14 protein-coding genes are annotated in these 15,498 nt (G+C 66.2%); 6 read left to right on the plus strand and 8 right to left on the minus strand.

The window, feature by feature from the left end; translation table 11 throughout:
* The first annotated feature begins 4 nt into the window (after positions 1–4).
* Both L1080_RS06095 and L1080_RS06100 read left to right on the plus strand, forming a co-directional pair.
* Entirely contained in the window at positions 5–583 is a 579-nt protein-coding gene (locus L1080_RS06095) for a TetR/AcrR family transcriptional regulator (protein ID WP_159925799.1), read from the plus strand.
* A 7-nt stretch (positions 584–590) separates the two neighbouring features.
* Positions 591–1,313: a DUF1353 domain-containing protein gene (locus tag L1080_RS06100; RefSeq protein ID WP_250769143.1), complete on the plus strand. Its 723-nt coding sequence runs from the start codon at positions 591–593 to the stop codon at positions 1,311–1,313.
* On the opposite strand, the gene L1080_RS06105 is transcribed toward L1080_RS06100, so the two are convergent.
* Together L1080_RS06105 and L1080_RS06110 are read right to left on the minus strand one after the other, a co-directional pair.
* Positions 1,310–2,059: a DNA-formamidopyrimidine glycosylase family protein gene (locus tag L1080_RS06105; protein ID WP_159925803.1), complete on the minus strand. Its 750-nt coding sequence runs from the start codon at positions 2,057–2,059 to the stop codon at positions 1,310–1,312. The genes L1080_RS06100 and L1080_RS06105 overlap by 4 nt on opposite strands.
* A 1-nt stretch (position 2,060) precedes the next feature.
* The gene (locus tag L1080_RS06110) at positions 2,061–6,569 is read right to left on the minus strand and encodes an ATP-dependent helicase (RefSeq protein WP_250769146.1); all 4,509 of its coding nucleotides are present in this window, start codon (positions 6,567–6,569) and stop codon (positions 2,061–2,063) included.
* Positions 6,570–6,941: 372 nt separating this feature from the next.
* On the opposite strand from L1080_RS06110, the gene L1080_RS06115 reads away from it, so the two are divergent.
* The gene (locus L1080_RS06115) at positions 6,942–8,138 is read left to right on the plus strand and encodes an HNH endonuclease signature motif containing protein (RefSeq protein WP_250769238.1); all 1,197 of its coding nucleotides are present in this window, start codon (positions 6,942–6,944) and stop codon (positions 8,136–8,138) included.
* Between the two features lie 27 nt (positions 8,139–8,165).
* On the opposite strand, the gene L1080_RS06120 is transcribed toward L1080_RS06115, so the two are convergent.
* The 4 genes from L1080_RS06120 to L1080_RS06135 all read right to left on the minus strand — a co-directional run bounded on the left by L1080_RS06120 (position 8,166) and on the right by L1080_RS06135 (position 12,172).
* Positions 8,166–8,309, minus strand: a complete 144-nt coding sequence (locus L1080_RS06120) for a hypothetical protein (protein ID WP_250769149.1) — start codon at positions 8,307–8,309, stop codon at positions 8,166–8,168.
* Positions 8,310–8,396: 87 nt separating this feature from the next.
* A complete protein-coding gene (locus L1080_RS06125) occupies positions 8,397–9,401 on the minus strand; it encodes an acyl-CoA dehydrogenase family protein (protein WP_159925811.1) in 1,005 nt (334 codons plus the stop codon).
* A 30-nt stretch (positions 9,402–9,431) separates the two neighbouring features.
* Positions 9,432–10,949 carry an L-piperidine-6-carboxylate dehydrogenase gene (gene amaB, locus L1080_RS06130; RefSeq protein ID WP_250769152.1) on the minus strand — a complete coding sequence of 506 codons (1,518 nt, stop codon included), beginning with the start codon at positions 10,947–10,949 and terminating at the stop codon, positions 9,432–9,434.
* The gene (locus L1080_RS06135; protein ID WP_250769155.1) at positions 10,946–12,172 is read right to left on the minus strand and encodes a 2-oxoadipate dioxygenase/decarboxylase family protein; all 1,227 of its coding nucleotides are present in this window, start codon (positions 12,170–12,172) and stop codon (positions 10,946–10,948) included. Before L1080_RS06135 ends, amaB begins: the two co-directional genes overlap by 4 nt.
* A gap of 30 nt (positions 12,173–12,202) precedes the next feature.
* Here L1080_RS06135 and L1080_RS06140 point away from each other — a divergent pair, with 30 nt between their 5' ends.
* The 3 genes from L1080_RS06140 (at position 12,203) to L1080_RS06150 (ending at position 14,861) form a co-directional block, all read left to right on the plus strand.
* Positions 12,203–12,667 (plus strand): Lrp/AsnC family transcriptional regulator, encoded by a 465-nt coding sequence (locus L1080_RS06140; protein ID WP_109331368.1) that lies wholly within the window; start codon positions 12,203–12,205, stop codon positions 12,665–12,667.
* A 65-nt stretch (positions 12,668–12,732) separates the two neighbouring features.
* Positions 12,733–14,076, plus strand: coding sequence for an L-lysine 6-transaminase (gene lat, locus L1080_RS06145; RefSeq protein WP_250769158.1), 1,344 nt, complete (start codon positions 12,733–12,735; stop codon positions 14,074–14,076).
* A complete protein-coding gene (locus tag L1080_RS06150) occupies positions 14,073–14,861 on the plus strand; it encodes a tyrosine-protein phosphatase (protein WP_159925819.1) in 789 nt (262 codons plus the stop codon). Before lat ends, L1080_RS06150 begins: the two co-directional genes overlap by 4 nt.
* Here L1080_RS06150 and L1080_RS06155 read toward each other — a convergent pair.
* Positions 14,825–15,157, minus strand: a complete 333-nt coding sequence (locus L1080_RS06155) for a VanZ family protein (RefSeq protein WP_159927560.1) — start codon at positions 15,155–15,157, stop codon at positions 14,825–14,827. The two genes, L1080_RS06150 and L1080_RS06155, sit on opposite strands and share 37 nt — an antisense overlap.
* Positions 15,139–15,498 carry a GNAT family N-acetyltransferase gene (locus tag L1080_RS06160; protein ID WP_250769161.1) on the minus strand — a complete coding sequence of 120 codons (360 nt, stop codon included), beginning with the start codon at positions 15,496–15,498 and terminating at the stop codon, positions 15,139–15,141. The genes L1080_RS06155 and L1080_RS06160 overlap by 19 nt, the downstream gene beginning before the upstream one ends.

Here is a 15,498-nt window from a genome sequence, read left to right on the forward strand (position 1 = left end):
AAGCGTGACGCTGGAAGACCGTCGCGAGGCCCGGCGAACGGCGCTCCTGCGGGCAGGAATCACGCTCCTGGGCGCCCCTGCAGGGCCTGCAGTCAACGTCCGGGCCGTCTGCCGTGCGGCCTCGTTGACCGAGCGCTACTTCTACGAGTCGTTTGCCGACCGCGACGAGTTCGTCCGATCCGTCTACGCCGCGGTCGGCGACGAGGCGCAGGCGGTGCTTCTGGGCGCGGTGTCGTCGACCCACACCGCGCGGGCGCGAGCCGAGGCCGCCGTCGAAGCGTTCGTCGAGCTGATGGTCGACAACCCCGAGAGGGGCCGGGTACTGCTGCTCGCGCCGCTGTCCGAACCCGCGCTGAGCCGGCGGGGAATGGACCTCATGCCCGGGTTCGTAGCGCTCGTCCACGACCAACTCTCGGCCGTGGACGACGAGGTGGAGAAGCAGCTCGTCGCGATCGGCGTCGTCGGCGCGCTTACGACGTTGTTCATCGGATATCTCGACGGAACCGTTGCCGCGTCGCGCGAGCAATTCGTCGCCCATTGCGTCACTCTGGTGATGGAGGCCAACCGGTCCGGCCACGAATGAGGTGAGCATGCCGTTTCAGGTATCAGCGGACGATCCGGCTCGTCCACAGCCGTCCCTTCGGGTGCTCGACCACAAATACTTTCAGCTCACCGACCACTTCGTGTACGTCCACGGTGAGACGGTGCCCGGTTGCGCGCCGGAGCAGTGTGTACTCCGGACCGACCTCGCCTCCGTGCCCGCGCCGCTCCGGGGGCTGCTCGCTCCGTACGGCCGCCAGCTGCTTCCCGCGATCATGCACGACGATCTGTGTCACCATGCGGAAGCTCACGGAAAATCCGGCATGGCGCTACGCCGCCGGGCCGACGAGTTGTTCCGGACTGCGCTGCTCGACGAGGGCGTCGGACCGTTTCGCAGCCGGATCTTCTGGGTCGGGGTAGAGGTCGGGCGGATCTGGACTTTCACCACGTACACGAGGTTCCTGCTGATCGCCCATCACATCCTCGGAATGGTGTGCTGGGTGTTGGGAGTGCCGTGGGCGATCACCACCTCCCACTACCCAGCAGCGGTCGGCCTTCTCACACTTCCGTGTGTCCTCTCACTCCTGTGGCGCAGGGACTTTCCCGTGGCACTGCTCGGATGCATACTCCTTCCGGTGGTCGCACCGACCTACCTACTGACGTTGGCGACCGCGGCAGTGCTGTGGATACCGGACGTCACCGCCTGGCTGTTCGGCCGCCGAGTGACGCGCAAGCCTCCACCGCTCGGACCGCCGACCACGGTGTTGCGCTAGCGGTCGAACGGTGGCTGGCAGTAGGTGCAGAAAAAGATGTCCTGCTGCCCGAGTTCCCGGCTTCGGATCACCGTTCCGCACCGGCGGCAACGCTTGCCCGCGCGGCCGTACACCCACGGACGGTGCCGGACCGGATTGTTCTTGTCTGCGTGGATCATGCGATGGGCAAGCGCGACCATGGCCGGCAGGTTTGTCACCTCGCGCGCGGGAGTGTAGGGATCGACGCCACGGAGGAAGCACACCTCGTTTCGGTAGACATTGCCGAGACCCGCGAGGTTGCGCTGATCGACGAGGGCAACACCGATAGGTTGATCACCGGCAGCCCGGAGATTGCGGACGGCCGTGTCTGCATCCCAATCCGGCCCGAGAAGGTCGGGCCCGAGGTGACCGACCGCGGCGGCTTCCGCACTCCGGTCGAGTATCTCGGTGATGCCGAGGGAGAAGCCCACAGCGACACGTTCTTCGGTGGCCAGCACGATACGGGCTTGATGGGCTGGGCGACGCCACCGTGCGTCCGCCCGGTAGATATGCCACGCACCTTCCATCTTCAGATGGGTGTGGATCGAGTACCCACCGACCCGGATGAGGAGATGTTTGCCACGGCTGACGACTTCGTCGACCTTCAACCCGGACAGGTCCACGGTGGCGTACCGCGGAACCCGCACATCACACGTGGTCAGTACGTGACCCTCGAGTGCGTCACGCAGCGAGTTGGCCGTGCGCCAGACGGTGTCGCCTTCGGGCATGTCAGGCTCGCAACCGGAAGCCGCGGGGCGTCGGCGCGAACCCCGCCTCGGTGAGAATCGGCGCGAAATCGCTGCCATGGATGGTCTCGCCGTCGACCTTCTCCACGACGATTCGGTCGATTCCCCCACGTTTGACCACTCCGGCGAGAGCAGACGCCGCAGTGCGTAGTACACCGGGATCGTCGGTGAACGTCAGAACTGTTCGCCCGCCGCGTTCTACGAACAGGATCAACTCGCCCTCGACCAGGACCACAAGGCCGCCTGCCTTGCGCCCGGGGCGATGACCTGGTGCGTCGTCGCCGCGCTTCGGCCATGGCAGCGCCGCACCGTACGGGTTGGCGGGGTCGCTGGCGGCGAGTGTCACGGCGGGCAGCGACGTGTGCCGGCCCTCCAGCGAATCACCGTAACTTCGCAACCGGTCCACGACATGGGGAGTGGAGAATTGTGCGCCGCCGAGCGACTCGACGAAGTGCCCACGGCGGCACCGCCCGTTGTCCTCGAAGGTGCCGAGCACCTTGTACATCAGAGCAAATCCACCCGGAACGTTCTCGGTCGTCACGGATCCGCGTGTCACCACGCCGTAGCGTTCGAGGAGAAGTTCGGCAGTAGCGCTGGCACGCAGGGTGGCATCCGTCTCGGCGCCCGGAAGAATCGACCACCGGCCGCCGACGGTGGGCGGCGCCGTGCGAACCGGGGTCGCGAGGCTGCGGTACGCACGGGCGCGCGGTGGGCGCCGCGGCGAACGGTGGCTGGTGGTGGTTCTCGACGTGTCCGAGAGGAGAGCACGCAACGGGGCGAGGGTGTCGTTGCCGATGTGCCCGAGCCACACGAGATCCCACAGAGCAGTGGCCAATGCACTGTCCTCGGACATCTCCAGCGTGTCGGCGAGCTGACGGAAGAAGTACGCACCGCCGCCGGACAGCGTGTCCAGGATCCGACGTTGCAGGTCGGACAGATCCGACTCGGCGGGGGTCGTCAGCGTCAGGGGGGCGGTGTCGGCCGGGTGAAGACACACCCACCCGTCCTTTCCCGAAATGTTTCCCGCGCCCGACCACAACACCTCTCCGGTGGAGGTCAGTTCGTCGAGCATGGCGGGGGAGTAGTCGGCGACACGGGACGGCAGGATCAGCGACTCGAGCGCCGACGCGGGAACCGGCACGCCGGCAAGCTGTTCCACAACCGTGGCGACTCCGTCGATTCCGCGCAGAGTGCCGCCGACATGTTGCCAACTCGGGAGGAAGCGGCCCAGGGTGGCAGTGCTGACGGGCTCCACTTCCTGGCGGGCCGCAGCGAGTGAACGCCTGCGGAGGCGACGGAGGACCTCCGAATCGCACCACTCACTACCGGAGGCACCGGGGCGGAATTCCCCTTCCATGACCCGCTTTTCCGAGGCGAGTCGTTGCAGAACGTCGCGGGCGACAGCGGACCCGATGCCGAAGCGCCCGGCTGCGTCACCGAGCGAGAATGGTCCGTGGGTGCGCGCGTACCGGCTGAGCAGGTCACCGAGTGGGTCGTCGACGGGTTCGATGAATGCGGCCGGCGTACCGATGGGCAACGGAACACCCAGTCCGTCTCGCAGGCGCGCGGCGTCCTCGATCGCCGTCCACCAGCGGGCACCGGCGAAGGAGACGGCGAGCGCACGCTTGGCGCGAACCAGCTCGTCCAGCCACGGTGTGGGATCCTGCGTCGAGCGTGCGGTGACCTCCTCCGTGGTGAGGGGGCCGAGAATGCGGAGCAGGTCGGCCGCGCCTTCGAGGTCTTTCGCCTTGCGGTCCGGGAGAAGGCGTTGCAATTCCAGCTCCGCTTGCGTGATGACATCGGCGTCGAGAAGTTCGCGCAGCTCGACACGGCCGAGCAGTTCTGCGAGTAGGGCAGAATCGAGGGAGAGGGCGGCGGCCCGGCGTTCGGCCAGCGGGCTGTCGCCCTCGTACATGAATTCACCGACATAGTTGAACAGCAACGCGCCGGCGAAGGGTGACGGTGACTGTGTCTCGACCTCGACGATGCGGATCTGCCGCCGCGCCATCCGGCGGAACAGATCCTTCAGCGCCGGAAGGTCGTACACATCCTGCAGACATTCGCGCACGGTCTCGAGCAGAATCGGAAACGTCGGATACTTGCGGGCGACGTCGAGGAGCTGCGCCGAACGTTGACGCTGCTGCCACAGCGGCGCCCGTTTTCCAGGATTGCGGCGCGGCAACAGCAAAGCGCGAGCGGCACATTCACGGAACCGCGAGGCAAACAACGCAGACCCGCCCACCTGTTCCGTGACGATGTCCTCGATCTCGTCGGTATCGAAGGCGAAGAGGTCTGCCCCGGGCGGTGTGTCCTCCGTGTCGGGAAGGCGGACGATGATGCCGTCGTCCGATGCGGTCGCGTTGGAGTCGAGACCGTGGCGCTCGCTGAGCCGAGCACTGACAGCCAGAGCCCACGGTGCGTGCACACGCTGTCCATAAGGTGAGTGCAGGATCAGACGCCAGTCGCCGAGCTCGTCGCGAAATCGCTCGACCACCAGGGTGCGATCAGTGGGAACCTGACCGGTGGCGGTCTTCTGTTCGTTGACCAGCTGAACTAGATTGTTCGTGGCATTGTCGTCAAGACCTCCTGTGAGGCACCGTTCCTTCACCTCCGTTTCGTGGCCGAGCGAAATCTCCCGGAGGAACTGTCCGAGCGCCTCACCGAGTTCCGCCGGTCGGCCGAGGCCGTCACCGTGCCAGAAGGGGAGACGGCCGGGCTGACCGTACGCCGGGCTGACCAGTACCCGATCGAAGGTGATGTCCTCGATCCGCCAGCTGGTGGCACCGAGCGCGAAGACGTCCCCGACCCGAGACTCGTACACCATCTCCTCGTCGAGTTCGCCGACCCGAGAAGCTTTTTCGCCCACCATGTAGACGGTGAACAGTCCGCGATCGGGGATGGCACCCCCCGAGGTGACCGCGAGACGTTGCGCGCCGGGACGACCCGTCAGTGTGTTGGCTTCGCGATCCCAGACGAGCCGGGGGCGCAGTTCCGCGAACTCGTCGGAAGGATACAGCCCTGCCAGCAGGTCGAGCGTGGACTCGTAAGCCGAGCGCGGCAAAGAGGCGAAGGATCCACTGCGGCGGACCGTCTCGAACCAGTCGTCGACGTCGAGCGGTTCGAGTGCGGTGGCCGCAACGGTGTGTTGAGCGAGGATGTCGAGTGGGTTGGCCGGCACCGCGAGTGCTTCGATTTTGCCGGTCACCATGCGTTCGACGGTGACGGCGCAGTGAATCAGGTCGGTGCGGTGCTTGGGGAACACGACGCCGCGGGAGATCTCCCCGACCTGGTGTCCGGCGCGGCCCACACGTTGCAGGCCGCTCGCCACCGAGGGCGGAGCCTCCACCTGGACCACGAGATCCACTGCCCCCATATCGATTCCGAGTTCGAGGCTGCTCGTCGCGACGACACAGCGGAGCCGTCCGGATTTGAGGTCGTCCTCGATGAGGGCTCGTTGATCCTTGCTGACCGAACCGTGGTGAGCCCTCGCGAGCAGAGGGTCGGCGCCGAAGTTGACCTCGGAAGGGGCGCCGATCTGCGAGGCGGGCTTCGGGTTCCTGTCGACGTCGGTGCCACTACGCTCGGAATAGATTTCGTTGAGTCGTGCGGTAAGTCGCTCCGCGAGTCGCCGCGAGTTGGCGAACACGATGGACGATCGGTGTGCGAGGACGAGATCCACGATCTGTTCCTCGACGTGTGGCCAGATCGACCCGGCCTGGGGAGTCGACGATGCCGAGCCCTCGGCAGGCTCGGCGAGACCCAGCTCCGTCATGTCCTCGACGGGAACCTGAACGGTCAGGTCGAACGTCTTCGGTGACGGCGGAGCGACGATCCGAATCGGCGCCGAACCGGAGAGGAAGCGTGCGACTTCTTCGTGCGGGCGCACCGTCGCCGACAGTCCGATGCGCTGCGCTGGGGTGTCGACGAGCCGGTCGAGTCGCTCGAGCGACAGTGCCAGGTGCGCCCCACGCTTGGTTCCTGCGACAGCGTGCACTTCGTCGACGATCACCGTATCGACCCGGGTCAGCGTCTCCCGCGCCGACGAGGTGAGCATGAGGAACAGCGACTCGGGGGTGGTGATGAGTATGTCCGGCGGATTCTTGATCAGCGCGCGGCGGTCGGCGGGCGGGGTGTCGCCCGAGCGGACACCGACCGAGATCTCGGGCGGAGTCAGGCCGAGCCGTTTCGCTGTCTGGGTAATGCCGACCAGTGGGGCTCGCAAATTGCGTTCCACGTCCACGCCGAGTGCCTTCAGCGGTGAGATGTACAGAACCTTGGTGGACCGGTTCTTCTCGCCCGTCGCCGCGAGCTGGTCGAGGGACCACAGGAAGGCCGAGAGGGTCTTGCCCGACCCCGTAGGTGCGACCACCAGCGTGTTGGCGCGGCTGGCGATCGACTCCCAGGCGCCGAGCTGCGCGTTCGTCGGCGCGGGGAAGGCGCCGTCGAACCACTCCCTGGTGGCGGCAGAGAACTTGCCGAGGACTTCGGTCACCGTTCCATAGTGCACCGGAGGTCCGACAGACACCGCACGTCTGCTCGGAACGGCCGAGAGGGCGAGAGTGCGCCTGGAGAAGTGTGTCGGAGCGATGAGATAGGTTTCGCACATGAGTTCGACTGGGGGGTCGGCGGAGAGCCGGGTGGCGGGGCAGCTGTCGCTGCTCACCGCTGCGGTGGACGGGTTGCTGGGCGCTGACGTGGTGGGGTTGTCGGACGCCGAGGTGGTCGACGCGATCAGGAACCTGGAACGCGCCCTTCGCCGCGCCGGTGCGGTGTCGCACAGGCTGGTTGTGGAGAGCGTGGAACGGTCCCTGCCCGCATCCTTCGGCTACGTTCGCCCCACAAATTCCTCGTCGACGTCCTGCGAATATCCGCGGCCGACGCATCAGCCCGGGTCAGCGCGGCCCGCCAACTGGGGGTGTGGCACACCTCGACCGGAGAATCTCTCCCGGCCGCGCTGCCGGATACCGCGGCCGCGCAGCGGAACGGCGACATAGGCGCCGATCATGCCCGAGCCGTGTCGAGAATTCTGCGCAAGATCCCGCACGCGGTCGACGCCGACGACATCAAGGCCGCGGAATCGACTCTCGCGCGAGTGGCTTGTGACGGGACACCCGAGGACGTCGAGCAGGCGGGGCACCGACTTGTCGCGTATCTGAATCCGGACGGGAATCTCGGCGACGACATCGACCGCACCCGCCGCCGGGCACTCACCCTCGGCCGGCAGGACACAGAACTGATGTCGCGAATCTCCGGTGAACTCGACCCCACGGCGCGGGCACTGCTCGATCCGATTCTCGACAAGTGGGCGCGACCGGGCATGAACAATCCGGCCGATCCATCCTCGCCCACCGGTGATGCCGAGCACCCCACTGTGGATTCGGACGTTCTCGCCGCCGCGGCCGCCCGGGACACGCGCACCACGGCGCAACGCAACCACGACGCGTTCAGTGCCATGTTTCGAGCCGTGCTGGAATCAGGAATTCTCGGCCGGCACCGGGGTCTGCCTGCCACCACGATCATCACCATGACGCTTGAGCAACTCGAGAGGGCGATCGGAGGGGTTGCCACCACAGCCAGCGGGGGCCTTCTACCGATCGAGGATGCGTTGGCGCTGGCCGAGCAGGCCCACCCGGTCTTGGTGTTGTTCGACCATGACGGCCGTCCCCTGCATCTTGGACGCCGCCGACGTCTGGCCAGTGCGGATCAGCGGCTTGCGTTGATCGCCGCCGACGGCGGATGCACCCGCCCCGGATGCGCGACGCCGGCCAGCATGTGCGCGGTCCACCACGTCACGGACTGGCAGAAAGGCGGTACCACCGACATCGACGGCCTCGCTCTCGCTTGCGATGCCTGCCACGCTCGGGTCGATGACAGCGCCACCGGGTGGGTCACCAGGACTGCCGAGGGTCGATATCCCGGCAGGACCGAATGGATTCCGCCGCCGCACGTCGACCCCGACCGAAGACCTCGCATCAATCATCGCCATCATCCCGGCGAGTTGATCGACCACGCACGGCGTGAAATGCGTGCACCACGAGAAGGGGATGATGGTGTGCCGTAGCGAAGTTGTGGCCGCTGCCAAGCTTGGTCAGACGACGTCGGAATCTGCGGACGCCGGCGCGAACGGCCACGGCACTTCGACCGTGTCGGGCGGCTGCGCGGCCGCCGCGGCATACGCACCGATGACGCACGCGAGCAACACCACTGCCACTGCGCGGACGATCCTGAACACGTTGACTCGCTTCGGTCGGAGGGGCCCGGCTTCGCGGGGCAATCGTCAGACCGTAGACGAACGTACCGACACGTCGGAGTGGGACGGTCAGTCGCGGCTCAGGCGTTCCAGCAGTGCGGCTTTGATTGCAGGACGTCCGGCGGCGACCAGGGTGAAGGTAGCTTCACGCACCAACCGCTCGGCGGTATTGCCCGCGATCAGAGCGGAGCTGCCCTTGGCGGTGACGAGCGCCGTCGCGGTCCGCACGGCGAGTTCGGATGCCCGTGCCCGCGCGTCGGCGATGTCGGCCCTGCCCTCCAGCGCCGCGTTGAGGTCGAGTCGTGCCCGGGCAGCTTGCTCCTCGAACGGATCCGAATCGACCCCCAGAGTTTCGAGTTCACTGATCGCGCGGCGGGTGATGCCCATGGCCATGCACCCGTTGATCCAGGAGCCGAACAGTTGGCTCTTCGCGAAGTCGTCGGGCGAGACGACGGCGCTTACCAGTTCGCCTGGCACTGCGAGGCCGTCGAAGGTGAGGCGAACGGTGTTGGAACCGCGGGCGGCGATCAGCGGTAGGTCTGCTGCGGTGAGCCCGCGAAGCGGTTGGGCGGGAATGATGACGTGCACGATGGTGTCGTCGAACTCGTCGCGGGCCGAAACTTGAAGCAGATCGACGATGCCCCAACCGGTGACGAACGGTGCGACGCCGTCCAGCACGTACCCGTCCTCGACCCGGCGCGCCCACAGCGTGGGTGGTACCGGAATGGCTCCGGCCAGCGCGACTCCGGCTCGCACGGTGCCGTCGACGAGCCCGTCGAGGTACCGTCCCTGCAGGGTGGTGTTGGGTGAGGCCGCGAGACCGGCGACCACTCCGTGATGCTGCATCCACGTGAAGGCAGTCGCGAGGCACCCGCCGCACAAGGTTTCCAGTACATCGACCAGGACGGACGGTGTCACGCTCTCGTCGTCAGGCGCTGCGAGACCGTAGAAACCGTCGGCGGCCAAAGTCTCGAAATGGCTGTCGGGGATCTCGCCATCGGCATCGACGCTGTCCGCCACCGGGAACAGGACGTTCTCGGCGATCTCTCGCGCCATTTCGGCCCAGTTGCTCACGTCCCGAGCGTAACCGCTCCACCGGCGCGATCAGGTGAACTCGACACCCTGCGCGAGCGGCAATTGGTCGGAGTAGTTGACGGTGTTCGTGGCGCGACGCATGTAGGCCTTCCAGGCATCGGATCCGGATTCCCGTCCGCCGCCGGTGTCCTTCTCTCCGCCGAACGCCCCGCCGATCTCCGCCCCCGACGTGCCGATGTTGACGTTGGCGATGCCGCAGTCTGAACCGTCCGCGGCGAGGAACCGTTCGGCCTCACGCTGGTCTGTGGTGAAGATGGACGACGAAAGCCCCTGCGGGACTTCGTTGTGCATCGCGATGGCCTGGTCGAATGTGTCGTAGGTGAGGGCGTAGAGGATGGGCGCGAACGTTTCTTCCCGCACCACCGATGTTTGTGCCGGCATGCGTACCAATGCGGGGGAGACGTAGTAGGCGGCGCTGTCCGTCCCGCGACGTTCGCCGCCACAGATTACTATCCCGCCGTCGGCGCGAGCCTTGTCGAGGGCCGTCTGCATGGCGTCGAATGCCTGCAAGTCCACGAGGGGGCCGACGAGGACGCCGTCGTCGAAGGGGTTTCCGACCGTCAATGTTCGATAGGCCGCGGAGATCCGGTTCACCAGCTCGTCCGCGATGGAGGAGTGCACGATCAACCGGCGCAGCGATGTGCAACGCTGACCTGCAGTCCCTGCAGCCGAGAAGACGATGCCGCGCACAGCGAGGTCGAGATCGGCTGACGGGGCCACGACTGCGCCGTTGTTGCCGCCCAATTCCAGCAGGCTCTTGCCGAAACGCGCGGCGACCCGCGGTCCGACGGCGCGGCCCATCCGCACAGATCCGGTGGCACTGACCAAGGCGACCCGGGCGTCGTCCACCAGTTGCTCGCCGACGTCCACGGATCCCTGCACCAGTGCGTGCAGGCCCGTGGGCGCTCCCACATCGTGTGCGGCCTGCGCCAGCAGGGCGTCGCAGGCGATCGCCGTCAGCGGAGTCTTCTCCGAGGGCTTCCATACCACGGTGTCCCCGCACACCAACGCTATCGCCGTGTTCCAGGACCACACCGCGACAGGGAAGTTGAAGGCGGAGATCACACCGACGACACCCAGCGGATGCCAGGTCTCCATCAAGCGGTGCCCCGGACGTTCCGATGCCATCGTCCTGCCGTACAGCTGCCGGGAGAGACCGACGGCGAACTCGCAGATGTCGATCATCTCCTGCACCTCGCCCCGCGCCTCGGAGGGAATTTTTCCGGCCTCGAGGGTGACAAGTTCCGCCAGTTCGCGTTTGTGTTCTGTCAGTAGCTGTCCGAGCCGCCGCACGATGGCACCGCGCTGGGGTGCCGGAACCGAGCGCCACGTGAGAAAGGCCTCGTGTGCCGCGGAGATCGCCGCGTCGACGTCGTCGGCGCTACTCGTGTCGACCGTCCGCAAGTCGGTTCCGGTGATGGGGCTTCGGGCCACGAGTGCACCGCTGGGAGCACCGATGTCGGCACCGCACCTGATCAGTGCTTCCTCGGCGCGTCGGCGCAACTCCTCGGGGTCGGGAAGGTTCACGATGCTGTCCTCTCTCGGGATCTGTCCTGCTGCTCCTGATAGAGCGCGAACGGGTCGTGCACGGCCCGGCCGAGTGTCTCGGCGAGCCAGGGTAGGTGGTACCGGGCGCCGCAGTCGACCTCGGCGCGGGTGCAGGCGTCTTCCGTCGGAGCAGGGAGGAAGTCTTCGTAGACGATCGGTTCGGCGATGTGCCGGTCACCCTCGCGCCGATACGTGAAGTACGCCATCCCTCGACTGCCGAGTTCGGCTTCGGTGCGCGGGAACCGGCGGTCCCACTCGGCCGCGTCGGCGTCCGCGGCAGCCAACCGGTCGTAGATTTCGCGTCCGGGAGGCGTCAGGGCCAGGCCACGAGCCTCGGCCCCCGCGAACCGTTCTCCCACGACTGTTCCGCCGCTCGAGATGAACCGGTGGGGCTTCGACATCGCACGGAACGAGGTCTGACGGAGGAGAACGGCAGGCCCATCCCATTCGGGAGGTCCCTGAATGCCGTCGACCATCGTGAAGCCCAGCGCCCTCATGCGGCGGCTCAACTCGTCGATGTCCAGCACGCGGGGCCTGAGGGCGTGGATGTGGGTGCCGGCGCTTGCGCCGACCTCCGCGGCGACCGGCGACACCGCTTCGAGCTGGGAGTACCACCCCTTGTCGACCGGTAGTTCCGTCCGCGCCAACACCGTGGTCGCGAGTGACACGAACCGCTCGGCCGAGGGAGCAGTCACACCTCCCTCCTCGGCGGCGAGCGCGGCGAGATGCAGCAGCTCCGTCGGGAAGAGCGACCGCCCGGCGAGAAACCTCTCGAGGCGTGCGTGTAGATCGGCGTCGAAGAACCGGTGATCCGCAGTCGTGAGCACCGAGGTGAGAATGCCGAACGGGTTGTGGTTCAGTTCGAACGAGTCGATCGGACGGAAGACGGTCCCGACGACGGGTACAGGGGTGGCGGCATCGCGCAGGTCGTAGAAGCCGACGGGGTGCATCCCGAATCCGGCAAACAGTATCGCGGCCTGACGCAGTTCTGCGGCACTACCCAAGCGGATCGCGCCGTGCAGCTCCGCGGTGACTCGATCGAGGCTGCCCCATCGCTCCGCCTCCGCGGGCTCGCGTTCGGCGAAATCGGCGTTGACCTCTCCGGTCACCTGTCGGAGCGTGGTGTAAGTCGGTACCTCACGGCCGTACATCACCGACAGTGCACGGGCGAACCGGGCTCGGAGCTCCCACGTTTCAACCATGACGCACCTCCGCTGGGCTAGCCTGCGCTGGTGGTGGAATCTTTTCGCAGCGACACACCCCATACTCCTCTCGACGACATCGATCGGGTTCTGATGCAGGAGTTGGTTGCCGACGGCCGTGCGACCCTGGCGACTCTCGCCGAGAAGGCGGGATTGTCGATTTCTGCGGTCCAGTCCCGGGTCCGCAGGCTCGAAGCCCGAAAGATCATCCGCGGGTACACCGCGAAGATCGACCCCGAAGCGCTGGGCCATGGTTTGTCGGCGTTCGTCGCCATCACCCCTCTCGATCCGTCTCAGCCGGATGATGCGCCTGCCCGTCTGCGCCACTTGCCCGCCATCGAGGCGTGTCATTCGGTGGCGGGGGACGAAAGCTACGTTCTTCTGGTGCGGGTGGCGTCCCCCCGGGAGCTCGAACATCTCCTTCAGGAGATCCGCGCTACCGCCAACGTACACACCCGCAGCACGATCATCCTCCAGACATTTTACGATAGCTAGCGGGATCACCGTATGTTTTCTCGGTTGACACGCGGATGGCAGGAAATATGACGTAATCTCTCGATATGAGCACAGCGATTCGATTTCCCGGCGGCGGGGGCGAGTTGTCCGCCGACCAGGTCCAGGACGTACTGCGTGCGCGCATTCTGGTCGATGGTTTCGACCTGGTGCTCGATCTCGAGCAGTCTCGGGGAACGCACCTCGTGGACGAGCGGGACGGAACGGATTACCTCGACATGTTCGGGTTCTTCGGTTCATCCGCGCTCGGCATGAATCATCCGGCTCTGGCGGAGAGCGACGACTTCCGCGAGGAGCTGGTGGAAGCGGCGATCAACAAGCCGAGTAACTCGGACATCTACACGGTGCCGATGGCGCGCTTCGTCGACACTTTTTTCCGCGTACTCGGGGATCCCGCACTGCCGCATCTCTTCTTCGTCGACGGCGGTGCCCTCGCGGTCGAGAATGCGTTGAAGGTCGCCTTCGATTGGAAGAGCCGATGCAACGAACGCCGCGGTATCGACCCCGCGCTCGGAACGAAGGTATTGCATCTGACCGAGGCTTTCCACGGCCGAAGCGGATACACGATGTCGCTGACGAACACCGAACCGGGGAAAGTAGCGCGATACCCCAAATTCCAGTGGCCGCGGATCGACGCTCCCTACCTGTCCGAGGGACGCGACGTCGAGGTGGCCGAGCGCCGTGCCCTGGAACAAGCGCGGCGCGCGTTTGCCGACAACCCCTCCGACATCGCATGTTTCATTGCCGAGCCCATCCAAGGCGAAGGAGGCGACCACCATTTCCGGCCGGACTTCTTCCAGGCGATGGAGCAGTTGTGCCGCGAGAACGATGCCCTCTTCGTTCTCGATGAAGTGCAGACCGGGTGTGGACTGACCGGAACCAACTGGGCGTATCAGCAACTGGGTGTTCGCCCCGACGTCGTGGCATTCGGCAAGAAGACCCAGGTGTGCGGAATCATGGCCGGTGGCCGGGTAGACGAGATCCCGGACCACGTGTTCGCAGTGAGTTCCCGCATCAACTCCACCTGGGGTGGCAACCTCACCGACATGGTGCGGTCGCGCCGGATCCTCGAGGTCATCGAGGACGATCGGCTGGTGGACCGCGCCCGGTTGATGGGGGCGCACCTTCTCGAGCGGCTCCGCCAGCTGGCCGCGGCAGTGCCAGAGATCACCGAGCCGCGTGGTCGCGGTCTGATGTGCGCAATCAGCCTGCCGACGACATCGCGGCGGGACCAAGTGGTCACGGCACTGCGAGAGCGCGAACGGGTACTTGTTCTCCCGACAGGTAAGTGCGGGATACGGTTCCGTCCTCCGTTGAACGTCACTACCGCAGAACTCGACGCCGCCGTCGATGCGCTGGGCCGAGTGGTGGGCGGTACCGTCGACGGATGACCCCCATTGCGCTCACCTCCGTGCCCAACCTCAGAGACGTCGGCGGATATCGGACAGAGAGTGGGGCCAAGGTGCGCACCGGCGTGTTGTATCGCTCGACCGATCTCAGTCGGGTAGCGGACACAGACATGCCGCTACTCGCGGACCTCGGAATTCGGACCGTCTACGACCTCCGTACCGCCGACGAACGCGAAGTCGCACCCGACAAGCTGCCGGACGGGGCCCGAGCAGTTGCCCTGGACGTTCTCGCCGACAAGGGGATCCGATCGATCCCCGCGCAGATGCTCCAGGTGATCGCCGACCCGATGATTGCCGAACGTGAACTCGGCGGCGGCCGGGCGATCGAATACTTCGAGGGCAGCTACCGTGACTTCGTATCGATGCCGAGCGCGGTGTCGTCGTACCGGGAGCTCTTCCGGGACCTTGCGGCGGATGACAGCACACCCGCCCTCGTGCACTGCACCACCGGCAAAGACCGGACGGGATGGGCTACCGCAGCCCTGCTGCTGTTGCTCGGTGTCAGTGAAGAGGACGTGTTCGACGACTACCTGCTGACCAATGAACTTCTACTGCCGTCCTTCGCCGGGGTCTTCGAGAAGTTCACCGATGCAGGTGGAGACCCCTCGCTGCTCGAGCCGGTGCTCGGTGTACGCCGGCAATATCTGGAGGTGTCCCTCGCCACGATGCGGACGTCATTCGGAACAATCGAGGGTTATTTCTCCGACGGCCTGGGCCTCGACGCGGAGCGTCAGGCGTTGCTCCGGGAGCGCATGACTGCGGAGTGAACGGCGAGGCCCAGTCCTACACCTAGCGTGTCCGCAAGCAGATCCCACACGGATCCGTGTCTCCCGATCGGCAGAATGCCCTGCAGGATCTCTGTGACCACAGCGAAGGCTGTGAGCCACAGCACCGTGACCCGAACCGGTAGCAGTGCGTAGCGGGAGGCGCCTGCGAGCGCCGCGAACAGCAGGGCGTGCACCACCTTGTCGGCGTGTTCGGGACCCGATGGCGTCGCCGACGCCGGCGACAGCAGCATGATCAGCGCCAACCCAGTGAGCGCGACTACGGGAACGGACCGCATCGTAACCGCTGGACCGTCAACCCCAACGCGCCCTCCGCGAAGCGTTGTACGGCATCGGCGCCACTGGCAAGGGCGGCGTCGTGCCCGCTCCGAGCCCATCCGGTGAGCACCGCGGTATCACCCGATCGAGTCAGCCCGACCTCGGCCAGCATCTCACCGGTGTTGGGTTGACAGATCGCCCACGAATAGTGCTCGTCGCTCGACCACTGCGCGGTCCGTCGGGCGATGTAGTCGGCGTCGTCGATACCGCCGTCGGCGAGGGCCGGCCGGTCGTCGACTCGTTCATCCGCGCGGAGTGCCCGCAGATACCAGCCGCCGGCATTGACTTCGACCGGTTCCAT

This window comes from Rhodococcus sp. MSC1_016 (genome assembly GCF_023667485.2).
Taxonomy (GTDB): Bacteria; Actinomycetota; Actinomycetes; order Mycobacteriales; family Mycobacteriaceae; genus Rhodococcus_F; species Rhodococcus_F oxybenzonivorans.

Excerpts from the sequence above, each read along its gene's own strand:
- L1080_RS06100 (WP_250769143.1), top strand. The coding sequence starts at position 591 with ATGCCGTTTCAGGTATCAGCGGACGATCCGGCTCGTCCACAGCCGTCC.
- L1080_RS06135 (WP_250769155.1), bottom strand. The coding sequence starts at position 12,172 with ATGGTTGAAACGTGGGAGCTCCGAGCCCGGTTCGCCCGTGCACTGTCG.
- L1080_RS06150 (WP_159925819.1), top strand. The coding sequence starts at position 14,073 with ATGACCCCCATTGCGCTCACCTCCGTGCCCAACCTCAGAGACGTCGGC.
- L1080_RS06155 (WP_159927560.1), bottom strand. The coding sequence starts at position 15,157 with ATGCGGTCCGTTCCCGTAGTCGCGCTCACTGGGTTGGCGCTGATCATG.
- L1080_RS06160 (WP_250769161.1), bottom strand. The coding sequence starts at position 15,498 with ATGGAACCGGTCGAAGTCAATGCCGGCGGCTGGTATCTGCGGGCACTC.
- L1080_RS06105 (WP_159925803.1), bottom strand. The coding sequence starts at position 2,059 with ATGCCCGAAGGCGACACCGTCTGGCGCACGGCCAACTCGCTGCGTGAC.
- lat (WP_250769158.1), top strand. The coding sequence starts at position 12,733 with ATGAGCACAGCGATTCGATTTCCCGGCGGCGGGGGCGAGTTGTCCGCC.